Below are 20,243 nucleotides of genomic sequence, written 5' to 3' on the forward strand. Positions count from 1 at the left end.
GCCCGCCGCGACCGAGGCGGTCGCGGGCGGGCCGCTGGACCCCGACTACCGCTCCGGCTGGCCCGACGGCGTCTCGGTCCGCGACGTCAGCGTCGGCGCGACCGCCGTGACCGTCGACCTCGCCGGCGTCCACGTGGACGCCGCGAACCCCAGCGGCGGGGCCGCCGTGCGGCAGCTCGTCTGGACCGTCACCGCCGTGTCCAACCTGCCCGAGGTGCGGCTGCGCGTCGACGGCAGGGCGGTGGACGCGCTGTGGTCGCAGGTGCCCGTCGGCGGCACCCTGCGCCGCGCCGACGCCGACCACGTGCTCGCCCCGGTCTGGCTCATCTCGCCGCAGCAGGGCGACACCGTGACCGCGTCGTTCGACGTCCAGGTCGCCGGCTTCCTGCCCGACGGGCGCGTCCGCGTTCAACTGCGCGACTCCTCGGGCGAGGTCATCGTCTCGCGGGTGGTGACCCTCGACGACACGGATCCGCACCAGGGCGACGCCCTGGTGCGGATCGACCTGCCGACCGGTTGGCAGCCCGGGCCGGCGACCCTGTCCGTCGCCCCGGCGACCGACGGCGCCGGTCAGGCCGACGACCACGTGATCACTCTGCCGGGCCGCTGACCGTCACCGGATGAAGTCGGTGACCCACCGGCTCTCGTCCTGGTCCGCGCCCGGCACCATCTCGATCGACCGGAACCGGGCCTCCGTGTCCACGCGCCCGCCGTCGATCACGCTGATCTCCAGGGCGAATCCCGCGACGTCGTAGACGATCAGGACGTTGTCGGTGGGAACGGCGGCCGGATGCCCGTCCACAGTGCTGGTGGCGGAGCCGGGCTTGTCGGCCGGCGTGGCGATCGAGTCGGCCGTGACGCTGCCCTCGGTCAGGAGGTTGGACTTGGCCAGGTCGCCCCGCGCGAACATCACGCCGAACCGTACGAAAGCCGCACCGTTGGCGTGTGTGCCCCGGTACAGGTCGGTGCTGACCGGCCGGGCGCAGTCCGGCGCCGGCACCCGGAACGGCGAGGTCACCGCGACGCCCCGGCCGATGGTCAGCGCCTGCGCCTGCGCCACCGCGAGCTCCCGCAGGCGCTGGCGGCGCTGCGCCGTCAGGTCCCTGTCGTCGGTGTCGGTGACGGCGACGAACACCCACGCGTCGGGCGCCCACTGCCACGCCAACCGGACCGCCGGGTACTGCCAGATGCGCTGGTCGTCGGGCAGCCAGAAGCCGGGCCTACCGTTGACCGGGTCGCCGGGCACCAGCGTGTCCGGGTCGAACGGGGCGGCCCGGCCGCCGTTGCCGGCGAGCGCGTACCCCTCGCCGCGGGCGGCCAGGTTCACCTGCACGGTGTCGCCCGTCGCCGTGGTGTAGACGACCTCCTGCCTGGTGGCACCGGTCGTGTACTCCATGAGCCGTTGTTCGGCCGCGTCGGGCAGCCCGACGAACCGCTCGAGCACCGAGAACCGGTCCGGAAGCTTCGTGGTGATCGGCACCGTCATGCAGGACACGTTGTCGGTCGACCGGCTCGGGGTGGCGCTGACCGACACCGCGACGGTCGGCTTCGGTTCCGCGCCCACGCCGGTGCCGCCGGCCCCGCCGCCCCGGGCGTAGCCGATGGCGCCGGGCACGACGAGCACGGCGGCCAGGACGGCCAGCACGGCACCCCCACTGCCCGCCGCGGCGTACGCCCGCCGCCGACGCCGGCCCGAGCGCACCGCCGCCGCCACGTCGACCCGCGACGCGGGCAGCTCCTCCTCCGGGAACTGACCCAGAATGTCGTTCTCGTTCATCGCTGTCCCTCGCGAATGGTGGGCCCGGCGTACTCGGGCAGGAGCCGCCGCAGCGCGGCGACGCCGGCCGCGGTGTGGCTCTTGACGGTGCCGGGGGAGATCTGCAGGATGTCCGCCACCGTGTCCACCGGGTGGTCGGCGAGGAACCGGAGCACGAGCACGGCGCGCTGCTGGCGGGGCAGCCGGGCGAGCGCCGCGCGCAGCGTCACCCGGTCCGCCTCGTCGGCTGTCGTGGTGGGACGCGGTTCGGTCGGCCGGTCGTCCAACCGGACCCGCGCCCAGCCCAGCCGACGCTCGTCGAGGAACGTCCGCACCAGGATCCTGTGCGTGTAGGCGTCCAGATTGTCGGCCTTCGCCGCGCGGGTCCACCGCGTGTACAGCTTTGTGATCGTCTGCTGGACCAGGTCGTCGCCCCGGTGGGCGTCGCCGGCCAGCTGCGTGGCGACCCGGCGCAGCGCCGGGAGCCGCCCGGTCACGTACTCGGTGTAGTCGCGTTCCGCGTCCGCTTTCACCGCACCTCCGTTGTCCTCACCCCAACGACGGGCTCGGCGGCGGTTCCGGTTGGGACAGGGATCCTAGATTGTCGCGGCGCCGGTGCGGGCGGCCCCGTCGGGCCAGATGACGGTCACCGGCAGGCGCATCGTGCGGGCCCGGGTCACCACGTCGGCGGTGCCGCCGCTGCGGCCGCCGGCCCGGCCGTCCCAGACGGCGAGCAGCCGGTCGCAGCGACGCAGCATCTCCAGGCTGGCGTCCAGGTAGGCGTCGTCGCCGGAGCGCGCGTGGCCGGTGTAGGAGACGGTCGTGGCGTTGCGCACGAGCTCGTCGAAGTCCGGCTGCGCCTCCGGGCGGATCTGCTTGTCGCGGTAGTCGAACGCCGGGAGGATCACCTCGTAGCTGCCGCTGGTGGCGAGCACCGCCCGGGCGAAGATCTGGTCGGCGCCGTCGGCGAGGCAGGTGACGCCGCGCACGCACCCGTCGCCGTACTCCCGCAGGACCGTGAGGATCGCGTCGTAGATCGGCTTGGTCGAACCGGTGGTGAGGTGCACGTGCCCGGTGATGCCGATCCGGATCATGCCGCCTCCGTCACCATGTCGGGGGCCCGGTTGGTCAGCCGGACGATCTCGAACCCGCCGTCGGCCAGGATGTCGGGCAGCACGCGGATCGCGTCGCGGTCCTTGCGCCGGGCGCCCTCGGGCATGTCCCACCAGTCAAGCAGGTAGGGCGAGCGTCGGCCTTCGTCGTCGCGGTCATCGCCGTACTGCCAGCCGGCGAGTTCCTTGTCCTCCTTCCAGCGCTGCTGCTCCAGGGCCGCCAGCTGGTCGATCTCGTCCTCGGTGAGCTGGAACAGCGGGCCGCCGTCGACGCGGGGGACGACGACGCAGCCGATCGCGAGCAGCTTGGAGCCGATGTCGTGGGCCTGGTCGCGGTTGGCGCGGCGACGCTCCGGGTCGAGGTGCTCCCAGTCGACCAGCTCGCTGTCGCGGGGGCCGTCGCCGGCCGCCCGGCTCCGGGCGACGTAGTGCTCGTGGATGAGGCGGGCCAGGCGCTCGACGAGGTCCTCGCCGATGAGCACCGGGTCGCACGCCGCCTCGATCATGCCGAACAGCCGCAGGCAGCCCTGCACCTCGTCGAGCAGTTGGTAGGTGTCCGCGCCGTCGAAGGCCACGCTGAGGTCGGTGAGCTGGTACAGCGGCACGAACACCGAACCCGGCCCGCCGTGCCACAGGCGGTGGGTGGTCAGCGCGACCTTCAGGCCGTGACTCTCCTCCCGGTAGCACAGGAACGACTGGTCGTGCGGCGTGCCGAGCGCGCCGCCGGCGAGCGCGATGGTCAGTTCCACGGGTACGGGCGTGATGCGGCAGGTCCGGCGCAGGAACGGGTAGCGGGCGGTGAGCGCGCCGACGGCCGCGTCGGCGTGCGGGGCGACGTAGTCCACGTGCAGCAGCGGGTGCGCCCGGTGGTTGCCCACCCGCCAGTGCCGGGCCGCCTGCACGAGCAGCGCCTCGGCCAGCCGCGACCCGCCCGCGATGAGGACCCGGGTCGGCCGCTCCTCGAACGCCGGCAGCGGCCACCGGTCGAACAGGACCCGTGCCGCCAGGTCGTCGATGTTGAAAAAGTCCAGCCGTACGCCGGGCGGGTGGGGCAGGCCGAGCCGCCGGGCCTGCAGGGACACGCACAGCTCCGGATCGGCGATGTGGGCGTAGACGGCCAGCGGCGTCTCGCGGCCCCTGGCGAGGCTGCTCGCGCGGACGGCGATGGACAGGTTCGTCGCGCTGTCCCCGGCCGCGACGTAGACGACCTCGGCGCGGGGCACGCCGGCGGCGCGCAGCACGTCGGCATCGCCCGCGTCGCCGACGACGGTCATCAGGTCCCGCTGCCGCGACTCCGTCGTGCCGACGAGCCGCTCGGCCACCACGACGACCGTACGGCCGTTGGCGCGTAGCTGGGTGACGAGTGTGCGGGCGACGGGGGAGTCGCCGCAGACGACCGCGTGGCCGGTCGCGTGGCGGGTGCGGCGGCGGTGGTATTCCGCGAAGACCAGCACCCGGCCCGTCTCGAAGACGGCGAAGATCGCGACCGTGGGCGCGACGAACCGGGCGATCTGCAGCGCCGTGGGCAGCCCGTCGGGCTTCTCCTGCAGCGGGTCGGCCCCCAGCACGAACAGCTGAAGGTCGTAGTAGAGCAGGCTGAGGATGCCTGCCTTGTGCTCCAGGTGCTGGTACAGGCCGATGAAGCCGAGGATGTACGAGGTGGCTACCAGGACCGCGAAGATGATGACCGACTTGGTGAGGTTGGGCGGGCGCTTCCCGCCGTCCGGGGGAGCTGTCACGGGGACCCCTCCGTCGACTGCGCGTACCTGTCTCATTGTGACCGGTCGATTACGCGGTGGACGGTGTCGCCTTCAGGACAGCTGGTCGACCTCGACGCCCAGCTCACGGGCCGTGTGCTGGCGGACCCACTCGTTGAGCTGCTTGCGCGCGATCACCCGCTCGTGCACCGTGACCTGCACCGCGAGGCCGTCGATGAGCGCGGTGATGCGCCACGCCGCGCCCGCCGGGTCGGCGCAGGCGAACGTGCCGTCCCTGCTGCCGGCCGCGATCACCTCGGTGAGCGCGTCCTTCCACCGCAGGTCCAGCCGGCGCGAGACCTTCTCCAGCTCGGGGACGCGCATGGACTCCGACCAGCAGTCGATCCACATCGCCCAGGACTTCGAGCTGCCCGTCGGGGCGTACAGCTTCAGGATCTTGCGCACCTTGTCGAGCGGGTTGGCCGAGGACGAGACGACCGCGTCGAGGCGGGCGAGATCCTGCTCGGCGGCGTAGCTGAACGCCTGCGCGAGCAGCCGTTCCTTCGTGGCGAAGTGGTAGAAGACCAGGGCCTGGCTGACCCCGGCCGCGGCCGCCACGTCGGACGTTCTGGTGTTGGCCAGCCCGCGGTCGACGATGACGTCACAGGCCGTGCGCAACAGGGAGTCCAGCCGGACTGCGGGAGATCGACGAGCCACGCTGGAAAAATAGCGCATTTCCCGGCCGCTGAGGCCACAGTCAGTACGAGGATTCCTCACTTTGGGTGAGGTTGGGGCCTCCGAACTCGGCGGGGGCGCGTCGGCGGATCGATCACATACTGGCCCGACCGTCCGACGGGGACGGTCGTGACCGCATGGGGCCACGCGTCGTGGCAGGTCACGAGGGTGAACGCGATGCGTGTCGATCTCGTGACGCTCTGCTGACTGTCCGGTCAACGCCACGGAGCGCCCTGACCTGCGATGCGCTGTGACGCACGCCACTCGACGGTCCGTCCGACGTGCACGGGGCCGGCCGCGCGTGCGGACGAAACGGCGCTTTCTGCCCGTACTCTTGCGGGGTGAAAATCCCCCCGCGCACCCGGCGCCGGGCCGCGAGCGTGCTGCTCGCGGCCCTTGTGCTCGCCCCGCTGCCCGGCTGCACCGACCAGGGTGAGCCCGACGTCGCCGCGCCCAGCGCGGCGGCCACGTCTACGCCGACCACCGCGAGCGTCGCGCCCAGCCCCACCGGCCCGGCCGAGTTCACCCTCGCGTTCGCCGGCGACGTGCACTTCGTCGAGCGCACCCGCACCTTGTTGAAGAGGCCGGCCACGGCCTTCGGGCCGATGGGCGAGGTGCTCGCCGATGCCGACGTGACCATGGTCAACCTGGAGACGGCCGTCACCGAGCGGGGGACGCCGGAGCCGAAGACGTTCCACTTCCGGGCGCCCGACACGGCCTACCGGGCGCTCGTCGCCGCCGGCGTGGACGTGGTGACGATCGCCAACAACCACGCGCTCGACTACGGGCGGGTGGGGCTCGAGGACACTCTTTTCTCGGCGCGCGCGGCGGGCATGCCCACGGTTGGCGCCGGACGCGACACCGCCGAGGCCTACGCGCCGTGGATCACCGAGGTGAAGGGCGTGAAGATCGCCTTCCTCGGCCTGTCGCAGATCGCCGAGCTGTCGTCGCGGTGGGCCCCGACCGCGAGCCGCCCGGGCGTCGCCATGGCGTTCAACGAGACGCGGGCCGTCAACGCGGTCAAGGCCGCGAAGCAGCAGGCCGACGTCGTCGTGGTCTACCTCCACTGGGGGTACGAGGGCGTCGCGTGCCCCAACAGCCAGCAGAAGAGCCTCGCCGGCGTCCTGTCGCGCGCCGGCGCCACCCTCATCGTCGGCGTCCACTCCCACCTCCTGCAGGGCGGCGGCTGGCTCGACCGGACCTACGTCCAGTACGGCCTGGGCAACTTCCTCTGGTGGCGCGACGACGCCTGGAGCAACGACACCGGCGTCTTCAAGGTCAGCTTCCGGGGCACGTCGATCACGAAAACCGAGCTGATCCCCGCGGTCATCTCCCGGAAGACCGGTCAGCCGCTCCCCGTGACGGGCGCGGAGGCGACCCGGGTCACGAGGAAGTACCAGGACCTGCGCCGGTGCACCGGTCTGGCGTCCTCCCTCTCGTGATCTTTCTGGTGCTCAGGGGACACGTGAGGCGTACTGCGGCGCGCCGGGCGACCCCCGGTTTGGCATGACGGGTGAGGCTCGGCTAGAGTTTCGTCCGTCACCGGGAAGCACTCCGGAAGACAAGCGGACGTAGCGCAGTTGGTAGCGCATCACCTTGCCAAGGTGAGGGTCGCGGGTTCGAGTCCCGTCGTCCGCTCGCGAGGCCGACGTACTCCTCGGACGCGTTGGTGGAGTGGCCGAGAGGCGAGGCAACGGCCTGCAAAGCCGTGTACACGGGTTCAAATCCCGTCTCCACCTCGGCTGGCGGGCAGAGACCCGCCACAGCTAGGGCGATTGGCGCAGTGGGAGCGCGCTTCCTTGACACGGAAGAGGTCACTGGTTCAAACCCAGTATCGCCCACCATCTATATTCGCAGTTCATGTGGCCTGTTACTGGTGATCCGGTAACAGGTCTTTTGCTGTTTGGGCCTTACCTGGGGAGCATAGGGGGAGCATGGCCGCTCCCTGGGGGTGACAGCTTCCGTTGACGGATGGTCCTGCTCCCCGGTGAGCACTTCCTAGTCGGAAACGTTGTCAGTCGGTCGGGCCGCTGGGTGTGGGGGAGCGTTGTGCTCCCATCGCCTTTGCAGTCCGTCGACGAGGCGTTTTTCGACGGCGGGGCTGACGTGGCTGTAGATGCCGCGAATGCCGGGCAGGCGGTGGCCGAGCCGTTTGGCTTGAGCGATCTCTGGTACGTCGTCTTCGATGAGCCAGGTTTTGTGGCTGTGGCGCAGGTCGTGAAAGTGCAGTCCCCGGATGATGGCCGGAGCGCCCTTGTGCGGGTCGCCGTCGGTGGCGGGGCGCCAGTGGCGGCGGTGGAAGCTGGAGCGGCGGTGTAGGCCTCCGTCGCGGCCGATGAAGACGTGCTCGTGGTCGTGGGTCTTGAGGTGGGCGTGTAGTAGTTCGATCAGGAATGGTGGCAGGAGGATGTCGCGTACGGCGGCCGGTGTCTTCGGTGGGCCGAGTTCGAGGTGACCGCCGACCTCGTGCAGTGCGCCGTCGTCCGGGTCGATGAAGATCCGGCCGTCGTCGAGTTTGCAGTTGGGTCGGCGTAGCCCAGTTAGCTCACCCCAGCGCATGCCGGTGTAGGCGGCGGTGATGATGAGCGCGCGGTTGGCGGCGGAGACGCGGGCCGCGATCTCGTTGACTTGTGCCGCGGAGGCCCAGGGACGTTCGGGTCGGGCGGCTGAGGCGTGACGCAGGCGGCGGCACGGGTTCATCGGGATGCGCCGTTCCTCGACGGCCTCACCCATGATCATGGAGAGGAGGCTGAGGATGCTGGCGACGGTGGAGTCGGCTCGGCGTTGGTTCAGATCCTTGACCCACCGTTTGACGGCCATGCGGGTGATGGTGTTCAGGGCGCTGGTGCCGAAGCGGGGCAGGATGTGGTTGTCCAGGTGGGATCGGTAGCGTTCGAAGGTGGCGGCGCCGACGTCGTGGGCGTCGAGCCACTGGTCGACCCATTCCGCGAGGGTGATCTTGCCGTGTTCGGGGCTGATAAACACGTCGCGACGCTGGTCGGTTTCGATCGCCCTGGCGCGGGCGTTGGCAGCTGTTTTGGTGGGGTGGCTGCTGTCGGTGGCGACGCTACCGTCGTCGCTGCGGAAGCGAACCCGCCATTGGTCACCGCGTTTTTCGACCCAGGCCATGCTGGTGGTCCTTTCTGTTATGGATACCGGGTGGTCCGGTCCGCGATAGGACCGGACCACCATGGACGCTCCCGTGTCACGTCTGGTCAAGGCTGGACGGCGCCCAGCGCTATCAGTGCTGGCCGCGGGGTGTGTGCGCACCCATAGTGATGATCATGGTTAGGTCGTTGGCGGAGAAGCGCAGGTGTTTGCCGATGAAGGTGCACGGAATGGCGCGTGCGATGGCCTTCCTGCGCAGCCACGACGGGTTGACCTGCAGCAGGTCGGCCGCCTGCTCGGCCGTGTACAGCAACTGGTCGCTCGGACCTTGCTCAGCGGGGTCCTTGCCGTGCGACGGAACATCACGGTGCACGATGACCTCCGTCGCTGATCCGCGACGATGAGCCGTCAGGACATTCGGATTCCGGGTAAAGGCACTTGGGTTCGCCGGAACCTCCGGACCCGCGGGCCACGAAGACGATTACGTCTTCGTGCTGGACGAGCCACTGTGGTTCTCCGGCGGCGATGGCCGCGCGGACGTTCTTCTGCTGGAAGAACGAGGCGCGGGGGACAAGCCGGCCGTCGCGGATGCCGGCGATCAGCGCCGCGCATTCCTCGTGTAGCCGTAGCCCGGCGTTGGTGCCGGCGGCGACGACCATGCCGGGGATGTCGATCAGCTCGCCGTGGCGGCGGTAGGGGCGGGCGGTGATGGCGACGATGCCCCCGGGGCGCAGGATCGCGGCGGCTCCGGTGAGGATCTGGGTGAAGCCGTCGGCCAACTCGGTGTGGCTGCGGTAGGCGAGGTTGCCGGCGTCGATGCCGTACTGGTAGTTGATCTTTGCGACCTTGCCTCGGCGTGGTCCGGGGGTGCGGGCGTGGCCGTGGGTGGACGGTCCGTATGGCGGTGAAGTGATGACCAGCGCGATGCGTCCGTGCAGCTCGGGCGGGATCAGGGCAGGCAGGTGCCGGGAGTCGCCCTGCAGGATCTCGCCGATGCCGCGGGCGCCCTGCGAGGCGGCGAGGCGGATGTTGTCGGCGGCAATCCCCGCCCAGCGGGCCTCGTACTCGACGCCGATGCCGTGCCGGTGCAGGTGCATGGCCTCCACGACGGTGGTGGCGATGCCGGCCATCGGGTCGCACACCCAGTCGCCGACCTGTGTGTAGGTGTTGATCAGGTAGCGGGCGATCGAGGGCAGCATCTTGCCCGGGTGGGCGAAGGACTCCTTGGTGTAGCGACCGCGCCGCTGTTCACGCGAGCACACCTGCCCGGTCACGAACACCGAGCCCTGCGGGGCGGCGGGACGAATCTCGGTCATGGCCGGCTCGGGGCGGGGCTCAGGCATCGCGGCCTCCCGCGTCGTTGCGGAACGTCAGAACCTTGACGTGGACAATCCGGTGACGGCCACCGACGAGGGCCGACCGGATAGCCGGCGTGGTGTCGGTCAGCGCCCGAGGCTCGTGCTCCGGTGGGGCTACGGTGAGTACGAGGAACTCCTGCTGCCAGGTGAACCCGGCGGCGCGAGCGGCGGCGATGACGCTCGCCCGGTAGCTGCCGGACCGCTGCGGGCGGTCGTTGGGAGTGCTCGGGTGCGTCAACGCGGTGATGAGGTAGCCGCCGGGGCGCAGCCACCCCTGCCAGGTCTGCATCGCAACGTTGAGGGCGGCGAGGTCGTCCCGGTCGACATCCGTTCGGGGCATTGCGACGACGATGATGCCGGCCCCGAGCCGACGCGGCGGCTGATGTGCTGTGGGCTTCGGCCGGCTCGTGTCGTCGCCGGCCGTGGCCGAGACAGCGGCGCGGCGGCCGAGGTGAGACGCCGCCCGCGTAATCGTCGGGTGGCCGTCCAGCTCGATCACGAGATCGCCGGGCCGGGTGTAGTGAGCGACGAGACCGGCCGCGTCGCGGGGAGCGACGCCGTACCAGTCCGTCAGGTCGCTGGCCGTGGAGCCGCCGTTCGGGCGGAAGCCCGGCGGCGGGAGCAAAACAGCCACCGGGACCGAGGCGAGGCTGGTAACGGAGGCCGGAGATGTGCGGTGCGGCATAGGCGTGTGGGCCACGTCCGCTGATCGGCGCTGACACCTACAGATGACAAAGAACAAGATCGAATTGGAACGTGCGGTCCACTGTCGCCAACCGCAACAAGATCGGTTCTGTGCCGCACGGAGTCCGGCGTAAGGAGGAACAGGCAGCTAGGCGGTGTGGGCTGTCGCCGACCGACACGTCCAACTCACCACCAAGATCGACTCGCGGCACTAGGATTGGCGCGTGAACGAGATCGTGCCGGCGGGGCGTACGGGGACAGACGTCGTCGCTCCCGGCAGCGTCATGACCGACCTACAGCGGTTCGAGTCCGTCGTTCGGGCGCAGCTCGCCGAGGTCGGCCTCCCGTCCGGCGCCGTGTTCGTCGACGTCAACGAGCGGGCCACGATGCTCACGGCCGTTCCGAACGTCCTGGCCAACCTGGATGGCCCCACCCTCGGGCGGTCGTTCTACATCAGCAAGATGATCGCCGCAGTCGCGGTCGGCCTCTTCGACGCGGCCCTTAACTACCTCTGGGACGAGCTGGTCAACGAACTTCGCCGCCGGGTCGCGGGGTTCGACCTCAACTACTTCTACGACATCGCGGCCGGTAGCAGCGACCTCCGAAAGCATCTAAAGGACGAGTCCGACCTCAACAAGGTCGAGGACTTCAGCCTGCTGAGAGCCGCCCTGGAGATCGGACTACTCACCGACGTCGGATACCAGCGGCTTGACCACATCCGATTTATGCGCAACCACGCCAGCGCGGCTCACCCCAACCAGGTCACACTGACCGGCCTCGACCTGGCGAACTGGCTACAGATCTGCATCCGCGAGGTCATCACCGCACCGCCGGACACAGTCACCGCCACGACCGGCCGGCTCCTGGCGAACATCAAGAAGGAGCGGCTCGACCCGCATGCCGTCCGCGACGCCGCCGCCTTCTTCGACCAGCTACCCGGCGACCGACCCGACACACTCGCCAACGGCCTCTTCGGTCTCTACACGGCGCCCGACCGTTCCCCGACCGTCGCTGACAACGTTCGGGTGCTGTGGCCCCGGCTCTGGCCCTTCGTGTCCGAGGACGCCCGGCGCACCTTCGGCCTTCGCCACGCCCGCGCACGGGCAATCGCGGAAACCAACTTCGCAACAGCAGCCCGCGAACTGATCGATCTCGTTGACGGTGCCGCGTACCTCACCGAGGAGGTCCGCGCCGTCGAGATGGCAGAGGCCATCGATGAGCTGACCGCAGCACACAACGGCATGAACAACTTCTACAACGAGGCGGCCCCGGCCCGCCGGCTCGCCCAGCTCGTCGGGGACCAGGGCGCGATCCCGGCCGCCGTTTCCGCCCTGTACGTCCGAACGCTCGTGAAGGTCTTCCTCGGCAACGGTTACGGCGTCGCATGGGCCGCCCTCCCGACGTACCAATCCCTGCTCCAGCAACTCGACGGCGCCGCGGCCGGGATCGCCATTAGGCTCTTCGCCGACCCGGTGTACGCGTCGGTGCTGTCGACCCAGAACGCTCGCACGCGATGGGACGAGCTGCTCGACATCGTGGAGCCGAAACTCACCAGCAACTCCGACCGGGCTCTGCTGGCGGCCATCCGAGACTTCAGCGGTACCCCTGACCAGCTTCGGCTCGACACCAATATCAAGAAGCTCGCCGCTCCGCCTCAGTAGAGCCCGCCGGAGCGGGCCTGGCGCGGCGAGGGCCGTTTGGGGTGCCCGCACCCCGGAGAGTCCATGAGGCACAGCCGTCGGCGTACGAGAAAGCCGTTCCGGGCGACCACGGGGGAGGTCGTCCGGAACGGCTGGTCCGTAAGACTAGCCGGTGCTGCGGTCCGGTCAAGCCCGTCGTTAGTAACTGAGGCGACCTGCGTGTTCTCCTCGAGGAACCACAGGCTTCTTCCACGCCGCAACAAGATCACTCGCGCGGCACAACAAGATCCCCGTCGAGAAGAACAGGCAGCTCAGAGGCAAGAAGAGAGGAACAGAGCACCTATATGGGACGGGTCGGCCGATCACGTCGGTACGTACGGCTTACGCGCTGCTGGAGCCGGTGGCGAGTTGTTGGACGCGGCTTGCGTGCTCGGCGTCCCACTCGTCAAGGGCCTTCATGACCACGTGATCGATGATGGGCTGAATGGCGTCGGGTGGCATGTCGTCGAGGCCAAGCCGAGCGATGAGCTTGTCGAACATCGCGCGCAGCTGAGCTTCACGTTCCGTGCGGGTCTCTCCGGTCCCGACGCGGTCCAGGTAAGCGCGCATGTCCCGTGTCTCCTCCTGCATCTCCGTCACGAGGTGCATCAGATCCACGAGGCTGCGCTTTCTCATCAAGCCCTTACCCAGGGTGACAACCAGGGGCGGCAGCACGCGCCCGGCGTGACCTTCGGCGTATCGCAGGAACACGTCGGCCGGTACCGCCATCCGCACGGCGATGGCCCCAGCGAGCAGACCCACGCAGGCGTCGGCCGTTCGCGCGGGCACGCGGCGGAACCACGGGTTGGTGGGCCGGGTCGTGCGGCGCCGCTTGCTGGTGACGTGGCGAAGCAGCGCGGAGCTGGTGGCGTGGGTGAAGTACTGCGACGCGGGCCGGTAGGCCAGGTCATACATGTGGGCGGCCAACCTGGCACTGGTCGCGGCGTCGATCTGCTGCGTCATCGCCCGCACGTCGGGAAGCTTTCCCGGCTCGCCAAGGGCGGCCACCGCCTGCTTGATCAGAGCATCCGGAATCAGTCCGGCGGCCGACAGGAAGGTGAGCATGGTGGATGCGGCGCGGATCTCGGACGCCCGCAGCATCGCGGCGGCGTCCGGGTTGTGCAGGCACCACAAGCCAAGGACGCAGGTCTCCAACGACGTGCGCGCTAACAGGGCCGCAGCTTCGCGCTGGCGCCAGCGCACCGCACGCCGCGTCTCACGCTGCAGCGACAGCAGCCGCAGGAGAGCGACCGTCGCGTAGTCCAGCCCGGTCACGGCCGCCTCGTCGTCGGGCCAGGGGTCGCGGGCGGCAAGGCTGCGGGCACGATGGCGGACGCGCACGCGGCGTACCAGGTCGGGATACGGCAACACGCCCCGAAGTACCGTTCGGGCCACGACCAACGCAATCTGTGTCACGGCACGACAGCATGGCAGATCTCGGACCGGCTGACCTCGCTATTTCGTTCGCGACGAACCGCCGCCGCCCTGGACGCCTCAAGAGGACAGATGCGGCCCGATGTGGCTGTTCTCGTTCCGGTGTCTCGACATGGTGTTCCTTCGACGGCCGCGACGTGGAACAGGCCGGTCAAGGGCAGGCACAGCTACGAGAGCGCGTCGGCCAAACATGGGCCGAGGTTGCGTGACGTGGCTGGTGGCAGGCTCGGTGCAACAGGCATTGTGGCTGCCGCCGGTGATCGTCGGTGTGGCAGTTGTGTGCCTGCCGGGTGGCGAGATGGGTGCCGTACCCGCCGAGCGGACCGCCAAGCGCGGTAGCCGCCGGCATCACCCAACCGCTTCTGGGGGACTCCCATGCCTGCTCGCATGTCCTCGTACGGCCCTGCCCGCCCGGCGGGCGCGTCGCTGCTGGATGAGATCGAGTACCGGTTCCGGCTGATGGCCGAAGGCCCCAAGCCGCTGTCGGTGGACGGCCGAAAGGTCGGCCACGGCCTGCCGCGCCGGCCGATCGCGCTGCCGGAGCTGTCGGCGATCCTGATGCACCCCTCCTGCGGGTTCGACACTCGCGATGAGGTGTGGCGGCTGCTGGTCGCCCGCACCCGCAGCGAAGGTGCGTCCTGGACGGTCGGCGCGGTCGGCGTCGCGATGCCTGGCCTTCGCAACGCGGCTCACCGGCTGTCGCGCACCTACACCGGCGATGTGCATGCCGCGCTCGTCGCGGAGTTCGTCGCCGCCCTGGCCACGGTGAACGTGGCCCGCCCCGGTGTGGTGTCGCGGCTGCTGGACGCCGCCTCATCCGCCGCCCGGTCGGCACTGCGCGCGGCCGAACCGGCCGCTTCCGGGGAGGCGAACTTCGCGCCCGGATCGACACTGCCTCCGCCACCGTCCGGGCACCCGGACCTCGTGCTGGTCCGCGCCGTCGTGGCCGGTGTGCTCTCTGCCGAGGACGCCGACCTGATCGGCACCATCCACCTGGAGGACGTGTCCGTGGCCGAGTACGCCGACCGCCTCGGCCTGTCGCGATGGACCGTCTACAAGCGACGCAGGGCTGCGGAGGCACGCCTGGTGGAGGCGATCCGGTCGGGTGCGTTGTCCGACCCCGACGCCGAGGTCATTGCCGCCGCCACGCGGACGACGGCGCCCGATTCCAGCGCCCGCCGTCGCCCTTGAGCCTCGCGCACAGGGTGTGAGCTGCCTCGTTCCAATCTGATCTTGGTTTCTGTCTTCTCTAGGTGCGGGACATGTACGCAGGAGTTGCCGACCGGCGCCGCTGACGCGCTGACACCCGTCGTTGTCGAGCCTTCGTGAAGGAGGACGGCCCCGTCCGGTCGGCAACCCTACCCCGCATCGCCTGAACCTCACCAGCCGCGCCCGCAAGGCCCTGGCCTGTGCATTCGGAGGTGCCCAATCATGAACCGCACACCGCACACTCGCCGCCGCACCCGCCACATGCGGGCCACGCCCGCCCACCGCAGGACGCCTGGTGTCATTCAGCGGGTCTTTCGCCGGTTCGTCCGGGTGGTCTCGCGTCTCGCGCTACTGGCCTGGCTCACGGGCACGGCGCTCGCGCTGTTTGCTACTGCCGCCTACGCCGACGACGACGAGCCGACGCCGCCGGTCGACTCGATCGCTGCCGTTGTGACCAATATCCGAGTCTGGCTGCTGGGGATTCTCGTTGCGGTCGCCACGTTGTTCTTGACGATCGGCGGACTGCGCCTGATGTGGGCCAACGGCGACCCGGGCGAGGCCGAGAAGGGCAAGTCCGCGTTGAAGTCCGCGGCGATCGGCTACATGCTGGCGCTGCTCGCGCCGCTGATCGTCACGATCGTCGGCCGGTGGGTGGCCTGACATGTCCCCGCCTACCGCGAGCCGTGGCGACCGTCGCCGCCGTGTAACTCGGTTGTTCCTTCTGATGTGGCTCGGCGTCGCATTCGCCGGCGGTGCCACCGTCGTTGGTGGGGCAAGCCCGGCGTGGGCTGACCCGACGCCGGTCCCCAGCCCGATCGGGCCACCGCCGACCACCGCCCCGACGGCCGCACCGAAGACCCCGACGCCCACCCCAGGGCCGACCCCGCCCGTCGTCATCGCGCCCACCAGCGACGACGACGATCCCGGACTGTTCGACATCCCCGGGCAGATCCGCAAGGCGATCAACGACTTCCTGCTGTGGATCGCGAAGACGGGCCTCAAGCCGGTCATGGACACCCTCGGGCACACCGTGTTGTCCACCCCGGACCTGACCGGCAACGCGCAGGTCAAAGCATTCTGGACGACCAGTCTGATGGCCGCGAACGGCATCTTCGTGTTGTTCGTTATGGCTGGCGGGTTCATCGTCGCCTCCCGCGACACGTTGCAGAGCAACTACGGCCTCAAAGAGATCGCCCCCCGCGTGGTCGTGGGCGGCGTCGCGGCGAACCTCAGTCTGCTGGTTGCCGGTAAGGCCATCGAGATGGTCAACGCGTTGACGGCCGCCGTTGCCGGACAGGGCGTCGATGGGAACGCGGCCGTCACCGCCATCGTGCAGATGCTCGACCAGCCGCCGGGCAACACCGTGCCATCGATCTTGTTCTCGTTGCTTGTGCTGGCTGTGTTGGTCATGGCGATCGTCGTGGTGATGACGTTCTTGGTGCGTATCGCGTTGCTGGTCATGCTGATCGGAGTCGCGCCGCTCGCGCTGATGTGCCACGCGACTCCACAGACCGAAGGGCTGGCGTACACGTGGTGGCGCGCCTTCGGCGCCTGTTTGGGGATCCAGTTCGGTCAGGCCGTCATCATCCTCGCCACCGTCCGGATCTTCCTCACCCCAGCCGGTGTGCAGGTACTCGGCATGCCGGCCACCACGGGTGGGCTGCTCGCGATCCTGGTGTGCCTGACCATGCTGTGGCTACTGATCAAACTGCCCGGCTTTATGAAGCACCTGATCCTCGGACCCCTCGGGCAGAAGCGGGGACGCGGCCTGATCGGTCAGATCATCCACGCGGTCGTCATGCTCAAGACCCTCGGCGCCCTCGCAGGGGTCGGCGGCGCGGCAGCCCGTACCCGAGCCACCCGACGTCCCCGGTCCGGGCCGGGAACGGGGACGGGTCCGGCGCGGGGTCCGTCCCCGACCAGCCCGACCCCGCGCGCGTCCGGTCCCCGCCCGCGTCCCCGTCCCGGTTCTGGGGCCGGAGCCGTACCGTCCCGGGCTGTCCGGCCCGGTCGTTCCCGACCCAGCCCTGCCCCGGTCGGCTCGGCCGCGTTCAGCGGCGCACCGACCAGCCACACATCGATGCCCGCGTCCGCCGTCCCCGCCGGTCCGCCCACGTTCAGCGCTGCCCCGGCCCCGGCCACGCCTCGCCGGGTACCGGCCGTGCCGGCAGCTCCGGCACGCTTCACGCCCGCCCCCGCAACGCCCGCCACGGCGCCTTCGGCGGGTGCCCGGCCACCGTCGGCCCAGTTCAGCCACGCACCGAACACGGCCACACCCGCTCGTGGTCCGCGTCCGGCACCGGCGGCGACGTTCTCCGGCACGCCGCGTGCCCCGGCGACACCGAGACGGCCCCCGACCCCGGCCACGCGGCCGTTCTCGTCCCCGTCCCGTTCCACTGAGGCGACCGGCGGGACCACTCCAACCTGAGCGGCCCGTCCCGGGCCGCCGCGCCGGTACCGACCCCGGCGTCCCCGACCCCACCGGCGTCTCGTCCGGCAGCCAGGGGACGAGGCTCGTCCCCGTCCGAACCCGCGGCGCCGTCTGTCTCCGGTCGACCCCGTCCCGCACCGTCCCCGTCACCGGGCTCGTCCTCTGTCCCGCCGTTCCCCCAACGGCCGTCCGCAACAGGAAGGTGAGCGCTGATGGCCCGCCGCGACAACGACCCGCCAATGCGCGCCCGGGTACCCGCTGACGTGGAACGCAAAGACGCCCTCCTGTTCGGCTGCACTTTCCGGCAGTTGACCATCCTGACCGTTGCTGGCCTTCTCATCTATACCGCGTGGATGGCGCTGAACCCGATCGTGGCGCCGTTAGCGTTCCTCATCGGCGCCATCCCGGTCGCCGGTGTCGCGTTCGTCCTCGCGGTCGGCCGCCACGACGGCATCGACATGGACGCATGGTTGTGGCACGCGATCCGCTACCGCCGAGCGCCACGCCGGCTCGCCCCGACCACCGGCCCAGTCACCGCCGCCCCGGCCTGGGTGCAGACCACGACGGGGCGCGGCGACAAGCTCCCGCTGCCCGCGCCGCTTCGCCTGCCCGCGAAGGGCATCACCGCGGACGGCCTGGTCGATCTCGGCCCGGACGGTACGACCGCTCTGGTATCGGCCTCAACCGTTGCGTTCGGGTTACGCAGCGCTGGTGAGCAGAACGGACTCGTGGCGGGGTTCGGGCGGTGGCTCAACTCCCTCGACGCCCCGGTGCAGATCGTGGTCCGAGCGCAACGGGTCGACCTGACCACGGTGGCCGACCGGATCCACGACCTGGCGCCGACCCTGCCGCACCCGGCGCTGGAACAGGCCGCGCTCTCGCACGTCGCGTTCCTGGACGACCTGGCCGCGCAACGCGAGCTGCTGCACCGGCAGGTCACCCTCGCCTTCCGCGACCAGCGCGGCGCTGGCCACACCCTGCACCGCGCCTGGCATGCCGTCCGCGCGCTGGCCGCATGCGAGGTCACCGCCACTGTTCTCGACTCGCCCAACACCGCCGCCACACTCGCCGGCTGTCTAGATCCAACCGGCCCGCCACCGCCGGTGGGCGTGGCACCCGACGGAGCGGTCATCCATGGCGCCACAGGAAGGGAAGGTGAGCAATGGTGAACCCGTTCGCCGCGCGTGGTCGCAAGCGTGGTCGCGTTGCCGAGGGTGGCGTGCTACCCGGCGGACCGGATGCCGTGGAGGTTAGCGGCCGGTCCCTGCGGGTCGGGGTCGAGCACACCACAACGTTGGTCGTCACCGGCTACCCGTCCGAGGTGGGGGCCGGATGGTTGGACCCGATCCTGTCCTACCCAGGACGCGTCGACGTGGCCCTACACATTGAGCCGGTACCACCGGCGGTGGCCGCCGCCCGGTTGCGTAAGCAGCGGGGCCGCCTGGAGTCCGCCCGCCGCCACGACGCCGCCAAGGGCCGCCTCGACGACCCGGACGTGGATGCCGCCGCGTACGACGCCGCCGAGCTGGCGACCCGCATCGCCCGAGGTGAGGCCCGACTGTTCCGGTTGGGCCTGTACCTGACCGTGCACGCCGCCGACGCGGACGAGCTGGCACAGCGGGTGACCGAGGTCCGCAACCTTGCCGCATCCATGCTGCTGGACACGGCCCTGGCGTCGTGGCGGCAGTTGCAGGGCTGGATCAGCACCCTGCCCCTCGGATACGACGCACTCGGAATGCGGCGCGTCTTCGACACCGACGCCCTCGCCGCGACGTTCCCGTTCACCAGCCCCGACCTACCCATCTCCACAGGTGACGCCGGAATGGGCGTGTTGTTCGGGTTGAACCTGGCCTCCACCGGCGTGGTCGTGTGGGACCGGTGGGCGCAGGACAACTACAACGCCGTCATCCTCGCCCGATCCGGGGCAGGCAAATCCTTCCTGGCCAAGCTCGACCTGCTGCGCAACCTGTACCTGGGCGTCGACGCGTTCGTCATCGACCCCGAAGACGAGTACCTCGCCCTCGCCGACTCGGTCGGCGGCACGGTCATCCGACCAGGTGCCCCCGGGGTGCGGATCAACCCGCTCGACCTCAACGCCAGCGACGGCGAGGACGCGCTGTACCGGCGGACCCAGTTTATGCAGACCTTCGCCGCCGTGGTGGCGGCCGGCGATGGCGCCGCAAGCGGCGCCGGCCTGCCGCCGCAGGAGGCCGCCGCGCTCGATGACGCGGTCCTGGCCGCGTACCGGAGCAAGGGCATCACGACCGACCCGCGTACGTGGCGGCGGCCGGCGCCGTTGCTGGCCGACGTTGAGACCGCGCTGCGGGAGTTGGGCGAGCACGGGCGGGCGGTGGCGGCGAAGCTTCGCCCCTACACGGTGGGCAGCTTCAAGGGCCTCTTCGACGGGCCGACCAGCATCGCACCGGAAGGTCATCTGGTGGTGTACGCGATCAAGGATCTGCCCGAGGAGCTCAAACCGGTCGGCACCCTGCTCACCCTGGACGCGATCTGGCGCAAGGTCGCCGCCTCGTCGCCGGACGTGCGCAAGGTGGTGCTGGTCGACGAGGCGTGGCTGATGCTCCGCGCCGGCCTCGGCGCCCGGTTCCTATTCCGACTGTCGAAGTCCGCCCGCAAATACGGTGCCGGGCTGACCGTAGTCACCCAGGACGCCGCCGACGTCCTCGCCACCGAAGTAGGGCGCGCGGTTGTCTCCAACGCCACCACTCAGATCCTGATGCGGCAGGCGCCGCAGGCCATCGACGCGGTCGCCGAGGCGTTCGACCTCACCGACGGGGAGCGGGCGTTCCTGCTCTCCGCTGGCCGCGGTGACGCGCTGCTTGCCTGCGGAACAAGCCGGGTGGCCTTCCACAGCCTTGCCTCCGACGCCGAGACCGTGCTCGTCGTGACCGGACCGGGCGCGGCCCGGCCGAGCTGACCCGCGCATCCCCCTTCTACGTCCTCTCCGATCCTCGTCAGGAGTTCTGCCGTGCTGCCCACACCCATATTCGTCTGGGCGTCGTCCACTTCGGTCACACCGTCG

At 70.3% G+C, this 20,243-nt stretch carries 18 protein-coding genes and 3 tRNA genes; 11 read left to right on the forward strand and 10 right to left on the reverse strand.

Going from position 1 to position 20,243, the window contains the following annotated elements; all coding sequences use genetic code 11:
* Window positions 1-610: GerMN domain-containing protein (locus tag ABD211_RS18220; RefSeq protein ID WP_344132908.1), on the forward strand; the 610-nt coding region annotated here is incomplete at its 5' end.
* 3 nt (window positions 611-613) lie between these two features.
* On the opposite strand, the gene ABD211_RS18225 is transcribed toward ABD211_RS18220, so the two are convergent.
* The 5 genes from ABD211_RS18225 to ABD211_RS18245 all read right to left on the reverse strand — a co-directional run bounded on the left by ABD211_RS18225 (window position 614) and on the right by ABD211_RS18245 (window position 5,282).
* The gene (locus tag ABD211_RS18225; RefSeq protein ID WP_344132911.1) at window positions 614-1,777 is read right to left on the reverse strand and encodes a hypothetical protein; all 1,164 of its coding nucleotides are present in this window, start codon (window positions 1,775-1,777) and stop codon (window positions 614-616) included.
* Window positions 1,774-2,289 carry a SigE family RNA polymerase sigma factor gene (locus ABD211_RS18230; RefSeq protein WP_344132914.1) on the reverse strand — a complete coding sequence of 172 codons (516 nt, stop codon included), beginning with the start codon at window positions 2,287-2,289 and terminating at the stop codon, window positions 1,774-1,776. The genes ABD211_RS18225 and ABD211_RS18230 overlap by 4 nt, the downstream gene beginning before the upstream one ends.
* 63 nt (window positions 2,290-2,352) lie before the next feature.
* Window positions 2,353-2,850: a hypothetical protein gene (locus tag ABD211_RS18235; RefSeq protein WP_344132917.1), complete on the reverse strand. Its 498-nt coding sequence runs from the start codon at window positions 2,848-2,850 to the stop codon at window positions 2,353-2,355.
* Entirely contained in the window at window positions 2,847-4,607 is a 1,761-nt protein-coding gene (locus ABD211_RS18240) for an NAD-binding protein (RefSeq protein ID WP_344132920.1), read from the reverse strand. The genes ABD211_RS18235 and ABD211_RS18240 overlap by 4 nt, the downstream gene beginning before the upstream one ends.
* Window positions 4,608-4,679: 72 nt before the next feature.
* A complete protein-coding gene (locus tag ABD211_RS18245; protein ID WP_344132923.1) occupies window positions 4,680-5,282 on the reverse strand; it encodes a TetR/AcrR family transcriptional regulator in 603 nt (200 codons plus the stop codon).
* Between the two features lie 359 nt (window positions 5,283-5,641).
* Here ABD211_RS18245 and ABD211_RS18250 point away from each other — a divergent pair, with 359 nt between their 5' ends.
* The 4 genes from ABD211_RS18250 (at window position 5,642) to ABD211_RS18265 (ending at window position 7,144) form a co-directional block, all read left to right on the forward strand.
* The gene (locus tag ABD211_RS18250) at window positions 5,642-6,742 is read left to right on the forward strand and encodes a CapA family protein (RefSeq protein ID WP_344132926.1); all 1,101 of its coding nucleotides are present in this window, start codon (window positions 5,642-5,644) and stop codon (window positions 6,740-6,742) included.
* A gap of 123 nt (window positions 6,743-6,865) precedes the next feature.
* Window positions 6,866-6,938 (forward strand) — tRNA-Gly (locus ABD211_RS18255).
* A gap of 30 nt (window positions 6,939-6,968) precedes the next feature.
* Window positions 6,969-7,039, forward strand: a tRNA-Cys gene (locus tag ABD211_RS18260).
* Between the two features lie 30 nt (window positions 7,040-7,069).
* A tRNA-Val gene (locus ABD211_RS18265) sits at window positions 7,070-7,144 on the forward strand.
* 154 nt (window positions 7,145-7,298) lie between these two features.
* On the opposite strand, the gene ABD211_RS18270 is transcribed toward ABD211_RS18265, so the two are convergent.
* The 4 genes from ABD211_RS18270 to ABD211_RS18285 form a co-directional block, all read right to left on the reverse strand.
* Window positions 7,299-8,429 carry a tyrosine-type recombinase/integrase gene (locus ABD211_RS18270; RefSeq protein WP_344132929.1) on the reverse strand — a complete coding sequence of 377 codons (1,131 nt, stop codon included), beginning with the start codon at window positions 8,427-8,429 and terminating at the stop codon, window positions 7,299-7,301.
* A 112-nt stretch (window positions 8,430-8,541) separates the two neighbouring features.
* Window positions 8,542-8,781: a helix-turn-helix domain-containing protein gene (locus ABD211_RS18275; protein ID WP_344132932.1), complete on the reverse strand. Its 240-nt coding sequence runs from the start codon at window positions 8,779-8,781 to the stop codon at window positions 8,542-8,544.
* Window positions 8,771-9,751, reverse strand: a complete 981-nt coding sequence (locus ABD211_RS18280; protein ID WP_425560453.1) for a TRM11 family SAM-dependent methyltransferase — start codon at window positions 9,749-9,751, stop codon at window positions 8,771-8,773. The genes ABD211_RS18275 and ABD211_RS18280 overlap by 11 nt, the downstream gene beginning before the upstream one ends.
* Window positions 9,744-10,400, reverse strand: coding sequence for a hypothetical protein (locus tag ABD211_RS18285; RefSeq protein ID WP_344132935.1), 657 nt, complete (start codon window positions 10,398-10,400; stop codon window positions 9,744-9,746). The genes ABD211_RS18280 and ABD211_RS18285 overlap by 8 nt, the downstream gene beginning before the upstream one ends.
* A 274-nt stretch (window positions 10,401-10,674) precedes the next feature.
* Between ABD211_RS18285 and ABD211_RS18290 the strand changes: the two genes are divergently transcribed.
* Window positions 10,675-12,111, forward strand: coding sequence for a hypothetical protein (locus ABD211_RS18290; RefSeq protein ID WP_344132937.1), 1,437 nt, complete (start codon window positions 10,675-10,677; stop codon window positions 12,109-12,111).
* A 360-nt stretch (window positions 12,112-12,471) separates the two neighbouring features.
* Here ABD211_RS18290 and ABD211_RS18295 read toward each other — a convergent pair whose 3' ends face one another.
* Window positions 12,472-13,545, reverse strand: a complete 1,074-nt coding sequence (locus ABD211_RS18295; protein WP_344132939.1) for a hypothetical protein — start codon at window positions 13,543-13,545, stop codon at window positions 12,472-12,474.
* A 393-nt stretch (window positions 13,546-13,938) separates the two neighbouring features.
* Between ABD211_RS18295 and ABD211_RS18300 the strand changes: the two genes are divergently transcribed.
* The 5 genes from ABD211_RS18300 to ABD211_RS18320 all read left to right on the forward strand — a co-directional run bounded on the left by ABD211_RS18300 (window position 13,939) and on the right by ABD211_RS18320 (window position 20,138).
* Complete coding sequence (locus tag ABD211_RS18300; RefSeq protein ID WP_344132941.1) at window positions 13,939-14,754, forward strand: hypothetical protein; 816 nt, start codon at window positions 13,939-13,941, stop codon at window positions 14,752-14,754.
* 279 nt (window positions 14,755-15,033) lie between these two features.
* Window positions 15,034-15,432 carry a pilin gene (locus ABD211_RS18305; protein ID WP_425560454.1) on the forward strand — a complete coding sequence of 133 codons (399 nt, stop codon included), beginning with the start codon at window positions 15,034-15,036 and terminating at the stop codon, window positions 15,430-15,432.
* A 52-nt stretch (window positions 15,433-15,484) separates the two neighbouring features.
* On the forward strand, window positions 15,485-17,200 hold the full coding sequence (locus ABD211_RS18310) for a TrbL/VirB6 family protein (protein ID WP_344132946.1): 1,716 nt from the start codon (window positions 15,485-15,487) through the stop codon (window positions 17,198-17,200).
* Window positions 17,201-17,415: 215 nt separating this feature from the next.
* Window positions 17,416-18,372: a PrgI family protein gene (locus ABD211_RS18315; RefSeq protein WP_344132949.1), complete on the forward strand. Its 957-nt coding sequence runs from the start codon at window positions 17,416-17,418 to the stop codon at window positions 18,370-18,372.
* Window positions 18,366-20,138 carry a VirB4 family type IV secretion system protein gene (locus ABD211_RS18320; RefSeq protein ID WP_344132952.1) on the forward strand — a complete coding sequence of 591 codons (1,773 nt, stop codon included), beginning with the start codon at window positions 18,366-18,368 and terminating at the stop codon, window positions 20,136-20,138. The genes ABD211_RS18315 and ABD211_RS18320 overlap by 7 nt, the downstream gene beginning before the upstream one ends.
* Window positions 20,139-20,243: the final 105 nt, after the last annotated feature.

Origin of the sequence: Luedemannella flava, from assembly GCF_039528515.1 — a bacterium.
GTDB lineage: Bacteria > Actinomycetota > Actinomycetes > Mycobacteriales > Micromonosporaceae > Luedemannella > Luedemannella flava.